The sequence below is a fragment of the Hafnia sp. genome, from assembly GCF_036648275.1.
GTDB classification, from domain to species: Bacteria; Pseudomonadota; Gammaproteobacteria; order Enterobacterales; family Enterobacteriaceae; genus Hafnia; species Hafnia alvei.
The window spans coordinates 45,047-58,067 of sequence record NZ_JAVXIQ010000014.1; the positions used below are offsets into that span (position 1 = coordinate 45,047).

At 47.7% G+C, this 13,021-nt stretch carries 14 protein-coding genes; all 14 read right to left on the reverse strand.

From position 1 onward, the window contains the following. Positions 1-951 carry an ABC transporter gene (locus RSC70_RS13520; RefSeq protein WP_332542771.1) on the reverse strand — a complete coding sequence of 317 codons (951 nt, stop codon included), beginning with the start codon at positions 949-951 and terminating at the stop codon, positions 1-3. Between the two features lie 5 nt (positions 952-956). Next, complete coding sequence (locus tag RSC70_RS13525; RefSeq protein WP_332542772.1) at positions 957-1,625, reverse strand: DsbA family protein; 669 nt, start codon at positions 1,623-1,625, stop codon at positions 957-959. A 91-nt stretch (positions 1,626-1,716) separates the two neighbouring features. Next, positions 1,717-1,911 (reverse strand): DUF4762 domain-containing protein, encoded by a 195-nt coding sequence (locus RSC70_RS13530; protein WP_025800623.1) that lies wholly within the window; start codon positions 1,909-1,911, stop codon positions 1,717-1,719. A gap of 96 nt (positions 1,912-2,007) precedes the next feature. Further along, positions 2,008-2,682, reverse strand: a complete 675-nt coding sequence (locus tag RSC70_RS13535) for a LuxR C-terminal-related transcriptional regulator (protein WP_025800622.1) — start codon at positions 2,680-2,682, stop codon at positions 2,008-2,010. Between the two features lie 22 nt (positions 2,683-2,704). Further along, the gene (locus RSC70_RS13540) at positions 2,705-3,247 is read right to left on the reverse strand and encodes a fimbrial protein (protein ID WP_332542744.1); all 543 of its coding nucleotides are present in this window, start codon (positions 3,245-3,247) and stop codon (positions 2,705-2,707) included. Between the two features lie 9 nt (positions 3,248-3,256). Beyond that, the gene (locus RSC70_RS13545) at positions 3,257-4,312 is read right to left on the reverse strand and encodes a fimbrial protein (protein WP_063585683.1); all 1,056 of its coding nucleotides are present in this window, start codon (positions 4,310-4,312) and stop codon (positions 3,257-3,259) included. Then, a complete protein-coding gene (locus RSC70_RS13550) occupies positions 4,312-4,935 on the reverse strand; it encodes a fimbrial protein (protein ID WP_040045647.1) in 624 nt (207 codons plus the stop codon). The genes RSC70_RS13545 and RSC70_RS13550 overlap by 1 nt, the downstream gene beginning before the upstream one ends. Before the next feature lie 16 nt (positions 4,936-4,951). Further along, on the reverse strand, positions 4,952-5,692 hold the full coding sequence (locus tag RSC70_RS13555) for a fimbrial biogenesis chaperone (protein ID WP_410471292.1): 741 nt from the start codon (positions 5,690-5,692) through the stop codon (positions 4,952-4,954). Between the two features lie 78 nt (positions 5,693-5,770). Beyond that, complete coding sequence (locus RSC70_RS13560) at positions 5,771-8,245, reverse strand: fimbria/pilus outer membrane usher protein (RefSeq protein WP_332542745.1); 2,475 nt, start codon at positions 8,243-8,245, stop codon at positions 5,771-5,773. Positions 8,246-8,309: 64 nt separating this feature from the next. Continuing rightward, a complete protein-coding gene (locus RSC70_RS13565; RefSeq protein ID WP_103009161.1) occupies positions 8,310-8,867 on the reverse strand; it encodes a fimbrial protein in 558 nt (185 codons plus the stop codon). A 76-nt stretch (positions 8,868-8,943) separates the two neighbouring features. Then, a complete protein-coding gene (locus RSC70_RS13570) occupies positions 8,944-9,483 on the reverse strand; it encodes a fimbrial protein (protein WP_025800615.1) in 540 nt (179 codons plus the stop codon). A 541-nt stretch (positions 9,484-10,024) separates the two neighbouring features. After that, on the reverse strand, positions 10,025-10,942 hold the full coding sequence (locus RSC70_RS13575; protein WP_040045643.1) for an aldo/keto reductase: 918 nt from the start codon (positions 10,940-10,942) through the stop codon (positions 10,025-10,027). Between the two features lie 135 nt (positions 10,943-11,077). After that, positions 11,078-11,938, reverse strand: a complete 861-nt coding sequence (rhaR, locus tag RSC70_RS13580; protein ID WP_103009159.1) for an HTH-type transcriptional activator RhaR — start codon at positions 11,936-11,938, stop codon at positions 11,078-11,080. A 137-nt stretch (positions 11,939-12,075) separates the two neighbouring features. After that, complete coding sequence (gene rhaS, locus RSC70_RS13585) at positions 12,076-12,897, reverse strand: HTH-type transcriptional activator RhaS (protein WP_040045641.1); 822 nt, start codon at positions 12,895-12,897, stop codon at positions 12,076-12,078. Positions 12,898-13,021: the final 124 nt, after the last annotated feature.

The following is a 13,021-nucleotide window of genomic DNA, read 5'->3' on the forward strand; positions in this document are numbered from 1 at the left end:
TTATTGATTGATAAAATACAGAGAGTGGCTATGCCAAAGCAGCCAATCATGTGGATATTCGTGCAGCGCCTGCTCGATAATTTCTGGCAGTTTCTCCGCCACATCGCGCGCTTTTACCGGCTCATGAATATGGATACGCAGCCCGTCTTGCTCATAGAGATGGTAGAAAACCACCTGAGCAGAAACTGCCCGCGCCAAACGCACAATACCGCTATGCAGCCCCGCAACACGTCCAAACAGCCGACAGCGTAGTTTCCCCGATGCGGCTTCTTCGGTTTGCACGGTATAGTCCGGCGTAATATCGGGAAAAATGATGAGGTTTTGCTGTCCCATCGCGACGTCGCTTAGCAACGAAGTCAGGCTGGAAGCCAGTTGTTTGCTATCTTGATGAATAGAGCAGTAGGAAAGATTCACGCCCCCTAAGGCACGCGCGCGGGCGTTGTACTGTTCAGCGCTGGAAGACACGATAACGCTGGCACGCCCCGGTGTTACGCCAGCGGCTACCATCGCAGCGAGCACATCAGAAATACTGTGCAGCGGCGCCAATATGACCGCGTTTTTTCGCAGGCGAAGCGGCGCCACGGCCTCATCGAGCTGTTGAGTACAGGCGGCTAGCTGCTGTAGCACCTTTGGGTTTTGTGCCCACGTTGCGCTGGCCTCTAGAATTTTGCGCCGAACCGCAATCCATGACGCATCGATGCGCCCTTTTTGCCCCGTTAAGCAGTGAAAGTTCTGGGTCGCAACCGGATTCTGATGACGAAACTCACGCCCAAGCACGCCCAAAAAACAGAGCCCGCGAGCGATAGCCAGCACAAGGCGCACGTTACAAAAACGCAGCACCCAGCAAAAGAATGTTTTCAGCGCGGAAAGTAAGCGATGAGTCACTTGATGCAAATATCCGCCAATATTTTTGGTGCAGAAAACGATCCACACCAGCAGAAACCGGGTCATCGCCATTACTTATCCTTTCCGAGCAAATTCAACATACGTTTTGAGAATTCAGGGAAAGAACTATCTTGAGCGACAACAAAACGCTTATTAATAATAAAAATCGGCGTTGCCGTAATATCGTAAAAATCTGTGATGGCTGACATTTCATCTAATCGATGCTTAACAGCTTCACTAGTTCGTGCTTTTTTATATTCAGCAATATCGATGCTATTTTTAACCAGCCATTTATCTAATTCTGCTGTATCCGTTAGGTTAATACCTCGGGCAATAATAGCGTTATATGCACTATCACGTACGGCAGGTTCTACGCCCATTTCTTGCAGCGTAGCAAAAATAGGGGCAAAGGCAGATAATCCACTTTTTTCCGTATTGATATGTATTGATTCAAATACCACACTGGCGGGCAGTTTTTTAACGAACTCCCTCACATTATCCTCATTCGCGGCGCAGTAATGACAGCCATAGGACATCACTTCAATAATGCTATTATTTTCTTTTATTGGGCTTTTCTCTGCCTGCGCAATAGTTAACTCTTTCTGTGGCGACGTTTGATTATCGCTATCATTGGAAAACGACTTAAACACAAATACATGGTAAAACAACACGGTCATCAAAGATGAGACAATGACAAGCAGCAATGAATAGCTAATAACCGTCGTGCGTTTAAACTGCATAACTTTAATGCCCCAAAATTGATCGTCGAATAAATACATGGAGAGTAACTCTCCATGTATTGGTAACTATTTATTTAGAAAACTAGAGAGATTAACGATTTGGCACGCGGCACAGGTTCATATCGGCATCTTTCATGGTGGTCGTTGAACCATGTTTGTCAGTGCAAACTGTCACTAACTTACAAGATGCTACGCCGCCAATGACTACGGTTTCATAAGAGCTGCTACACGTTTTGCAGTTGCCACCAACGATCTGTGCGGCTTCCGCTGCATTAATGTGTTTCATATATAATCCTTACCTTAGTTTATTAAAAATATGCAATGAATTGCATGTACCTACCGATGAACATTGCACCAGTAATCTTTAAAAATCGTTGATAACTCAGTCATTCCGAGGTGTTGCCACAATACATTTAAAAACATTGAACAAAGCGACATTGCTGGTGACATTAAGCCGCTTCATTAAACGTCGTTTGTAATAACTCAACCTTCGAACGTTAATATTGACTTCGTTCGCTATCTGCGAAAGTGATTTACCCTTAAATATCTCTTCCATGAGCCACCACTCATCGCTTGAGATATAACACCCTGCGTCGGCGGTTAACCATTTCATTCGGGTATAGCTCACCAATGAGGGACTAAAAACAGTTTGTCCTATTTCGCTACACTTCAGCTCATTAAAAAATAGATTCACATTCTGTTTAGATTCACTTTTTAATAGCCAATGTGCACCAGGTAATAGCGAGTGCAGCGCAAAAAAAAGCGGGATGTTATTTTCGCTCAATAAAATAACGAGTTTCTGTCGATGATGACGGTAGTACATCTTGATCATATTGAGCACATTAAACCGCCCCTGAGGAAAGCTTTCAAAATCACAAATCACCCAGCGCTGTTCTCGTTCATTCCTTTGCTGTTTAAGCACCTCAACGAGCTGATGTATATTATTAGAGCTGGTAAATTGGACTCGCATTGAGTCATCACAAGCATCCTGAATAACGGACTTCAAGCCTTGAGAGAAAAAGATATTTTTATCAAAGAAAAAGCACTGATAATTCATTTATAAATACCTTCTCAGCAAATCACTGATAATTTAACGTGTAGTTAGCTGTTGCAGTGAAAGCACCGGTCGTTAGCGTTCCATTCGCTAACGCCTGTGGTTCGCCTTCCACGAAGGCTTGGAAGTTCAACTGCATTACGGTATCGGTGATAGCCGTTGCGTTGGTTGGCGTATTGAGCCGAATTGGTGAACCATCGCTTTCTTCTAAGCCAATTCCTACGCCGCTCGCGCCGCTTGGTGCCACGGATTTAATAGCCAAACGATCGGTCATATTCGAATTCCGGTCGCCGTCAAAGGTGACCGTTACCGAGTCAAATACGCTGGGGTTGCAGTCCTCTAACACAATCGAAAACGCAATGGGTGTGGTTTTCCCCGTCGCATAAAGCGACTTGGTTGAAATCTCACCAAAGTCCACCGGCACTTTTTCCGATCCCGGAGCAATGCTACAAGGCAGAGCAACAACCACGCCTTTAAAGGTCATCGCGCCCCCCACCAGCTCTCCCGTCGCTTCAACCGCGCTGCTGAACATCAGCGTCGCTAGCACAGCAAGTTCCATCAGACGCATAATTTCTCCTTACTGGAACTCTGCAACAACGGTTGCGGAAGCCTGAAAATCACCTTCTTCAATGTTGGTTCCGGCGTTTGCAATCGGCGCTGCGATGAGGTTCCAATCCCCCTCGTTATTGTTAAAACCAGGGACGTTATAAAATCTATTCGGCGTGATGGTCGAACCGCTTTGATCTGTCAGCTTGATGCCCAAATTTGAACGATCGCCCGAACCGGTGGTTCCCAGATAATCACTGTTAAAGCTGGCTGGGCTGGCCTGCTGAATAGCCAGTTTGATATTCAGGCTGCCGGTGGTAAAACTTCCGCCTTCACACTTCACGTGAATAGGGACGTTATGGCTGTAGTTATTGCCATTGAGCTTGCTGCCCGTACCTGGAATGGTGCCGAAATCCACCACGATAGGCGTTCCCTGATTCACCACGCATTTATCTGGCACGGTAAGAACACCCGAGTTGATATAAATCACTGACATCGGCACTGAGCCAATACCGGAGGCCGTTGAGCCAATGCGGCCATATAACTCAGCTATTTGCGTCCCGACCAGATTGACCCCGTTGATAATGGGTTTCGTGATCATAAAAGTGACACGCCCCTTCGACCCGGATTCAAAATCGGTGTACTGCACTGATGGCGGCGCACAGGTATTCTGATATGCGCGGTTGCTTTCATTGTTGAAGGGAACTGGCAGGTATTCGAGACGGTTACCACGGATGTAGATTTCAATTTTGACATCCATATAGTCGTTCAAACGCAGATAGCCTGGGTTATTGCCTGATTCAGCCAACGTCGCACGCGAGGTGAAAAATACCGGCTGATTCGTCATCGGCGTATTGCAGTAGGCTGTCCCGGCATAAAGCCCACCTAATGCGAACTCAGAGCTAATCAGAGACCCCGCCACGTTAGAGGTAATATCCTGATTTCCCACATCGATGTTGTATTGATGCGGGCCACCGACCGGAATAATTTCTCCATCGATATAGGCCTGCGCGCCAGCGGGAAGTAGCGATAGAGCGAGCGCACACGTAACGCACGTTTGGCGTGAGAATAGGCCAGACAGTTTCATTACAAATACTCCATTTTCACGCGCAGCAATCCTTGGAATTCACCGGCGGTGACCGAGTTTCCCGTCGATTCCAATGCGGCCATAAAGGTCAATACGCTATCGCCGTATTTCACTAAAGAAGGCGTCTGGGTCTGATTAATCGCCAGCTTATTGCCTGACATATCCATCAAACGAATACCTGCACCTTGCACCATACCGGTAGTGTGTAGTAGCGCGGGGTCGGCTACATCGGACTCACCAATAAAGGTCATCTGCACGGCTTGCTCGCCGGTGGTATAGGCTCGCCAATCGCTTCCCGTCGTCTTAGAAGCCAAGCTACTCCGCGCCATTGATGCCCCCTTTAGGCAATCGCGTAGATAGATTTTGATCAGCACCGGCTGGCTGTGATCGCCAGCACGATGAAAACTACGCGCCGTCATTTCGCCCATATCGATGTCTTGCATCCGGCTCTCCCCCGCCATCACGCATGGAGAGGCATACACAGAACCATGGAACCGAACAATGCCGCCATCTTCACCGGCATGATCCCGATCTTGATGTTGTGGCAACAACGGCACCGTAGACTGAGCCTGAAACACAACACCCAGTGCCAGAAATGCGCATAACGCTAATCGATTTTGCATTGTCGGGTCCTTATGGTTATTCCTGCTGCGCGCTAGGCAACGCTTTACAGGTGCTGCCTGAACAGCTGAACTTCAGTTCCGGATGGCCGCCATAATCATTGACATACATCATGGAGAACGCGCTCACCGACGCATCGGTAACCGCAAAATCAAGGCTCGATTTCGGGGCAACCATAATTCCTGGGAAGCGAGTTATTTTGCTGCCCGCGCTATTCGTTAAACCAATAATCGTGACGTAGTACGGCGTTGGGTTTTGCGCCGTCATCGTGCTGCCGCTTTTCTGGAACACCACTTGGTTTTGCCAGATCTCATTTTTGCTGGCAGGGATAATTGCCGCCGGACGATAGAAAAGCTTGATACGTGACTGCATAGCGAGTTGCAGCATGTTGGGCTTATTCGGTTTAGGCGGAATTTCACGCACGTTGAGATAAAACAGGCTTTCGCGATCCTGAGGCAGCGTGTTTATCGCACCGGTTTTGGTCACGCGGGCAATCCCCTTCTGTCCACCGTTGATTCGCTGTAGCGGCGGTAAAACCATTAACGGCGAGGTGATCTTGTGACCTTCCGCGTCCTCTACCCATGACTGAGCCAAAAAAGGAATATCTGGGCTCGTGTTGGACAGGTTGGCGCTCGATGAGCTCTCTTTTTCGGTAATAATGATCCGCGTGCGATCCAGTGAAACGCCCGCCTGTGCGTAGCCGGTCAGAACCGTCAGAGCCATCGCCGCTATCCAGCCGCATCCGCTTTTTTTCTTCATGCTCATTTTTAGCCTTTTATGACAGTAATGGATTTGTTGCTTCGTCATAGATTTGTTGCTTCGATTTAGCCGCATCGCTTAATGGCAAGGCAGCAAAACAGAATTCGAATAATTCGACGCCTTTGCCGGAATAGTGATCTTGCATTGTGTTTTTCCGTTCCAGACCACCTTGAGCGTCTCATCAGGATTAACACCGGCAAGCCACGCCTGACCGTCATCAAGCACCATCGCTACGCTGACACCGTCGTCATTAAAGACTTCAGCGCCGAATGGCGGTGTACTGCTATCAGAGCGACGAATGTTTGCCATCATCTTCATCCCTTTTGCCATCCCGAAGGACTGGTAGCCGATAGCGCCTTCGGTTAGCGTGGTCGTGCTGATGGCTTTTGATGGCTCGATGTCACTGTCCATCGCATCCACATCAACACGGGTATCAAAACTGTTGTAGCTGACAACGTCGGGCACCACCGCGATACCAAATCGATTGGTTCGCGATTTGCTTCCGTTTAGCGGAACACCTGCAATACCGTTGGTATCTACCATCATGCGAGCCGTATTAAGCGTGGCTCCGCTGTTATGCAGTGCGGCACCATGGCGTGTCGCCGTGAAACCACCGCGCAGCGTGCTGCTTAGCGCCACATAATGGCTTTGCTGATAGCTGAGGTTGCTGTTGATTTCGGCCATCTGCGAACGGTGCTGGTAATAACCATCCATATTGGCGTTGCCGCTTTGGCTGGCCCCTGCGCGCACTCGCCATAGGTTGTTATTGTCGCTATTGTCGGTGTACGACATCATCGGACTGGTTTTGCCGTTATTGGTTTGCATATCCAAACCGGCCCAGCGGCTATCACCAACTGGCACAGAGATTGAAATTGCAATAGAGTCATCACGCCGATCTTTATAGTCGGTGCGATACGCAGAGAGATTGGCCGTAATACCGTTAATTTCACCGACGCGGAAAGTTCGTCCCAGTGACACGCCATAGCGATCTTGGCTATTTCGATCCCAATAGTTTTGGTGGGTATAGGTCAGGAACGTGGTCAGCGTTTTGCTCGGCTCATCAGCCCAGAACGTTTTGTTACCGGTGATGGTGTATAGCTCTTTCTCACGCCCAACATGGTCGTAATCCTGATACCGTTCATCCATGTATTGCGCCATCGAGCGGAAGTCTTGCTGCGAGAATCGATAGCCCGCAAACGTGATGGAACTGTTGTATTCGTCGAAGGTTTTGGCGTAGCTGAGTTTGTACGACGTTCCTTTCAGGCGCTCGCCATCACGGTTTTGGCTCCATGATTCGGTGGCATCCACGGAGATAGCCCCAAACATACTGAGATCGCGCCCAATCCCCATCGACATGGCGTTGTACTCTTCACCCGCCGTTTGCAAACCACCGTACAGAGACCACGCGTTGGAAATACCCCACGAGAAATCCCCCGAGACAAAGCCGGGCCCTTGAGTTTGGTGGGTATAGCGGGAAGGCTGCCCCGCGGCGATGTTGTAACGCACGTAGCCTGGGCGCGTGAGATAAGGAATATTGGCGGTATTCACCTGAAAGGTGGATACCGAACCATCCTGCTCTTCAACTTTAACGTCCAGCGTTCCACGCACCGAGCTGCTCAGATCCTGAATGTTGAATGGACCGGCTGGCACGGTAGTTTGATAGATTATTCGGCCGCTCTGGCTTACCGTTACTTTAGCGCTAGTGCGTGCCACGCCGTGCACCTCTGGCGCATAGCCTTGTAGACTTGGCGGCAGCATACGCTCGTCGCTGGACAGATTGACGCCGGTGAAACGCAACGTATCGAAGACCTGCGAGTTAAGGTAGATTTCGCCCAGCGTCAGTTTGGCCGCCATCATAGGCAGCGGACGGTAGGCGTAAATCTGGTTCCAATCAAAATCAAATTGGTGAGTTGAGTTGTAGTAGCTGGTTTGATACTCACTGCGAAAACGCCAACCAGCCACATTGAACCCAGCCTGACCATAGCCCGACAAGGAGTTGTAATCTTCACTGTGATCGAGCTGATGAGTGAGTTGGCCCGTCAGACTGTAGTCAAAAATGACGCCAGCAATACCGTTATCCCAGCGCTCTGGTGGCGTCCAATTGGGATCGTTATATTTCATCCACGCCTGCGGCACCGTAATATCCAGTGTTCCCGCATAGTTGCTGAGCTTAGCCCCCGGCAGGCTCTGCAAAACAAAACAGTTTTCTGAAACCTGCTCAACTTTGAGTCTGGCTTCTTCCTTCAATGCCAGCTTATCCAGCACGGCCTGACTGATGCAGGCTTGCGTACTTTTACCATCGGGTAATAGCGCGTAATGCACCTTGTCTTGGCCTATCGGCTGGCTGTTAATTTTGATATCCAACAGGTAATCACCTGCGGCAACATAGTTGTCTGAAGCAAAACGGGATAAATCAACATGGGTGCGATCGGACGCATCCAATACGTCGGTATTAAACTCAACGAGATCGTCTGCATATACCGTATTGGCATAGCAGAAAATAATCACCTTTAAGGCCACTATTTTTAATTTTGTTTTTAGTGTTACCGACATGACAATTTATCCCGAATTAATCGACGGAATACGCCGAATACCCCAAATGGCATTGGTTAATTTTTTAGTTATAATCAATAAAAAAACGAGCAATAGCATAAAACTCACCGGCTTTAATATGTTTATTAACCGGAACCAGCGAGGCGGTAAATCTCAGAATATTACTCCCGTTACTTAAATCATAGCCGGGAGAAGGTTGCCCTATTGTCAGCATACTTCCATGCTGATTACGTAAATGAATACCAAATCCTTCCCCTTCTCCAGTAACTAATAGCGCTGACGGATCATGAGGATCAGAATTGCCAATAAATGTGATAGTGGCATAAGGAAAGCTGTCATCAGCAGCCACTTTATTTTTAATAACTCTGCACCCAGTAAGATGAATATTAAAATCTTTTGTTAGGTGACTTTCGCTATCCATATTAATGTCACGAGCAGATACATCGCCAAAATCAACCCAGATCTCACGTGAAAGAGGATCAATGCCACAGGCAGTTTCAATCAGCTCACCAGACATTTCGACTTTCCCTGGTGTAATACTGGATGCCAGCGTGTCAGCGGAAAAAAACAGCGCATATAAAAAAAGCATCACTGATATTTTTTTCTTTATTCCTGACATCATCTCGCTATCCCTACTGAATATTTCACAGGTAGAAAACGGGGGATATACGCCCCCCGTATGCACCACTTCTAGGAGATTACTGGTAAGCGATCTGGAAGTTGATGGTTGACTGGAAAGAACCTGCGGTTACAGGGTTTGCAGTCTGATCCGCGCTGTCTGCTTTCACATAGGCAACGAATGGAATGGTGTTAGTACCGTTCACCAGCTGTACAGCCGTGGTGCCCTGACCCCAAACCACATCCTGGCTGGCGCTGTCTTTCAGACCGATACCCGCATTAGACGCAGTGCCTGAAGTGAACGCAGCCAGAGTTGCATCAGCTGGGCTTACGCTAGTTGGGGTGTAAGAAACAACGGCGCTGGTCGCAACGGTAGTATCGCAATCCTGCAATTCGATGTTTTTCTGCACGTTACCTGCATGAGCACCGTTAGCCAGAGCTGAAACAGGGATCTGACCAAAATCGACAGATACTGGGCTAGAATTAGGTGATAAACCGCAGGCAGTATTCACCAATTCACCTTGGAATTGGATTTGGCCATTGGTAGTATCAGCCAGAACAGACATAGAACTTACAGCAGCGGTAAATGCTACGGCTAAAGCAACTTTATTCAATTTCATAAAAATTTCCTGCGTAATATAAATATCCTAAAAAAAGATAAAGAGCATTTAAGCCACAGGACGCAATCCAAGCGACAATAGAAGCTCTCTGTGTTATTGGTATAAATCCTTTTAAATAATTAAAGACGCCATGTGTTTATCATAATTATTATCCTGCTCCATCGGACGAACAAAATGCTATCAAATCCCATTAATCGTTAAAAGCCTTACAGCAAAAGAGGTTTAAGTACGTATTTAAAACTCGCAACAATGCCATATACACTATTTTAATCTCGCGAAGTATTTGGAATCATCCTAGTCGCGCCATTTCTTAATATAGGAAAATACTTAGATATAGTTTTTCCTATAAAATTAATACACACCAGAACACCACATACGTGTATTAATAATTAATAGAGAATGAGAAACGTTAAACGAAGTTGCGTTAAGGAGTGGCAATAAGAAGTGGTAATAAGAGGTGGCAATAAAATAGGAGGATGTTTGTTGTCTCGAGAGAACAGCCAGAAAACTGGCTGTTCTAGAACTATAATAGCGTCAAGGCTTATGGCAGCTCGTTACCGGCTGCGCGATAAATTTCATACCATTCTTCACGCGTTAACGTGATATCGCACGCCTGACATATTTGCTTGAGACGCGAAGTGCTCATCGTGCCTGAAATCATCTGCATATTGGCTGGATGACGCAAAATCCACGCCGTTGTAATAGTGGTGTTTGATACGCCATAACGCGCCGCAATCTCATCAATTTTCTGATTCAGTTCTGGGAACTTAGGATTGCCGAGGAATACGCCTTCAAACATACCGTATTGGAACGGAGACCATGCCTGAATAGTCACGTCATTTAAACGGCAATAATTCAATACTTCACCGTCGTGATCGAGACTCGACGCATTTTCCATATTGACGTTAATACCACTGCGGATCATACCGCTATTGGTAATACTCAATTGAAGCTGATTCGCCAAGATCTTTTGGCTCATAAACTTTTGCAGTAAAGCCATCTGCATTGGGCTTTGGTTTGAGACACCAAAACGGCGCACTTTGCCGGTATTCAGTAAGTGATCAAACGCCTCAGCCACCTCTTCCGGTTCCATTAGCGCATCGGGGCGATGTACCAGCAGCATATCGAGATAGTCGGTATCTAAACGTTCTAAGATGCCGTCTACTGATTTTAAAATGTGCTCTTTAGAGAAATCGAACAACCCTTTACGAATCCCACATTTAGACTGCAAGAAGACCTTCTCACGACGGTCATCATTGAGTTTGGCTGCGCGAGCAAAAATACGCTCACATTCGCCGCCGCCATAGATATCTGCGTGGTCGAAGAAGTTTGCGCCCAAATCCAGCGCGGTTTGCACAAAAGTTTCGGCCTCTGCGGCTTTCAACTCATCCATACGCATGCAGCCCACCACAATGGCAGGAACATGCAGGGTAGAACCACCTAATTTAATTTGTTTCATCAAACTGCCCTATCTGGTTAGCGGTGCCGAATCACGGCCACCGCTATTTATGATGACGAAAATCGCCGCAAAAAATTTAATGTCATACTCGAGTTTATACCCCAAATAATGGGAGCTGCTTCAAGTATGAAGGGGTTATATCGCTCGCTCTGGTTCAGTCACAAAGCGCTGGCGATACTCTCGTGGTGTTAGCCCAGCATCACGGGTAAACACCACGGAAAAATAGTTGCTGTCTTCAAAGCCACAGCGCGTCGCAATTTCACTGATACGATAGTCGCTGCGCCTCAACAATCGCTTAGCCTGACACAAACGCAGCTGACGCAGGTAATGACTGATCGACATCCCTGTTTGCTGGCGAAATAGCTGCTTCAGCGAGCGTTCAATCAGCTGATGCTCTGCGCAGAAAGCCGCTAAATCAAAATGGCTGTCGAGTCCACCTTGCAGCGAAGCCATCAGCAAATCAAGCTGTTCGCCAGCCGGTAGCAAATAGACACTATCCGCCGTGTAACGATAACGTTTTAACACAATGGCTAACTGCAACAGCAGAGCTTCAGTCAACTGAATCGAAAGTGCGTCGGTTTTGCGGCTCTCTTGCGCCAGCTGAGCAATAATCGGCCTCGCCTGCGCTAAACCACCGGTGCTTAAACGCCAATGATTTTGTCGAGTAGTCTCATCAAACGGCGGCAGTAATAGGTTCCATTGCGCGTTTAAACGTAAGCGCTCGGGGCAATAGATAATATTGTCGAGAACCAGATCGTTAACCGATTCGTAGCTATGACAGTCCTCGGCGTTGATATAGAAAATATCGCCGCAGGTTATCCGATATGGGCGATCGTTGAGAACGTGCAAACCGTTGCCACGCCAAACGATCACGATCTCGCAAAACTGGTGGGAATGTTCGGCAAAAACCTGCTGTGGATAACGATCCGCAACCGCGACCGGCATCTGTTCTGAAGGGAAATAATCCCGATTCTCCAGCACTAACGGCTTTCGCATTCCCCGCCTCCCACGCTTATTTAGCCAGAAAGTATTACAGAATCATCATGGTTTTACGTTGACGGCTTTCTCGATTCCGCACATTGTATTTCGCCGTTAAGTAACAAAATGTCACTTGGGTTAACGTGATTAGATGGTTATCCCTGATAACGCAAAGCTCGAGGAGATTGGTCAAACTCGCGTTTGAAAAGCGTAGAAAAATGATTGCTGTCGCCAAAACCGCACTGATAGGCAATATCCGTCACGCTGCTATCACTGTGACAAAGCTGGTGACGAGCTTGCAAAAGTCGCAGGCGAGTCAGATAGCGCTGCGGCGTCATGCCGGTATGGTTTTTAAGCTGGCGGTGCAAGGTGCGAAGCGGCAAAGAGAAGCGGTCAGCTAATTCCGTCCATTCAACAGATTCAGCGTAGTGATGCTGCAACCAGTCCAATAACTGGCGTAAACGCCCTTCTTGATCGTCTCCCACCTGAGCAGAACATCCCTGCCAAAGCTGCACAATAAGCTGCATAAAGACGCTTTCATGTAACGCAATATCCTCGGCTCGCTCACTGGCCGGTGTTTGTTCGAGTTTTGCCATCAGCATTTTTACCTGCGTTAACACCTGCTGGCTAATACGCCAATGCGAGGGATAAACCCCTTCAGATTCTTGCGGTAAAAATTGCTCAACGCCCGATAAAAACTTAAACGCATCCGGCGCTCGAAAGAGCACATTGGTGAGAAATAGACCGTCTGTATGCTCAAACAAATGACGATCGTGATCGCGAACGAAACAGACGCATCCACTGTTGAGCGTATAGGGATTGCCGTTAAAAACGTGCACGCCAGCGCCCTGCTCTACAATCACAATTTCATAGAAATCATGATGATGTTCGGGAAATTCCGGCTGCGGAGCGCGAGGTTCAATGGCGACAGGCGCATAACCAGAAGCGAAAAAATCAATACTGTGCAAAACCGTCATCGTCAGACTCCTTATCTTATCGGGGTATCAACGCGGGTGATTTATCCAGCGGTTTGCTATGGCTCGATAGTAGAAGAAGGCTGAAAAATGAACCTTAAACTTTTGACGCCAAAACGGCTTTTAG

Coding starts and splice junctions, on each gene's coding strand:
- RSC70_RS13520 (WP_332542771.1), bottom strand. CDS start 951: ATGACCCGGTTTCTGCTGGTGTGGATCGTTTTCTGCACCAAAAATATT.
- RSC70_RS13525 (WP_332542772.1), bottom strand. CDS start 1,625: ATGCAGTTTAAACGCACGACGGTTATTAGCTATTCATTGCTGCTTGTC.
- RSC70_RS13530 (WP_025800623.1), bottom strand. CDS start 1,911: ATGAAACACATTAATGCAGCGGAAGCCGCACAGATCGTTGGTGGCAAC.
- RSC70_RS13535 (WP_025800622.1), bottom strand. CDS start 2,682: ATGAATTATCAGTGCTTTTTCTTTGATAAAAATATCTTTTTCTCTCAA.
- RSC70_RS13540 (WP_332542744.1), bottom strand. CDS start 3,247: ATGCGTCTGATGGAACTTGCTGTGCTAGCGACGCTGATGTTCAGCAGC.
- RSC70_RS13545 (WP_063585683.1), bottom strand. CDS start 4,312: ATGAAACTGTCTGGCCTATTCTCACGCCAAACGTGCGTTACGTGTGCG.
- RSC70_RS13550 (WP_040045647.1), bottom strand. CDS start 4,935: ATGCAAAATCGATTAGCGTTATGCGCATTTCTGGCACTGGGTGTTGTG.
- RSC70_RS13555 (WP_410471292.1), bottom strand. CDS start 5,692: ATGAAGAAAAAAAGCGGATGCGGCTGGATAGCGGCGATGGCTCTGACG.
- RSC70_RS13560 (WP_332542745.1), bottom strand. CDS start 8,245: ATGTCGGTAACACTAAAAACAAAATTAAAAATAGTGGCCTTAAAGGTG.
- RSC70_RS13565 (WP_103009161.1), bottom strand. CDS start 8,867: ATGATGTCAGGAATAAAGAAAAAAATATCAGTGATGCTTTTTTTATAT.
- RSC70_RS13570 (WP_025800615.1), bottom strand. CDS start 9,483: ATGAAATTGAATAAAGTTGCTTTAGCCGTAGCATTTACCGCTGCTGTA.
- RSC70_RS13575 (WP_040045643.1), bottom strand. CDS start 10,942: ATGAAACAAATTAAATTAGGTGGTTCTACCCTGCATGTTCCTGCCATT.
- rhaR (WP_103009159.1), bottom strand. CDS start 11,938: ATGCGAAAGCCGTTAGTGCTGGAGAATCGGGATTATTTCCCTTCAGAA.
- rhaS (WP_040045641.1), bottom strand. CDS start 12,897: ATGACGGTTTTGCACAGTATTGATTTTTTCGCTTCTGGTTATGCGCCT.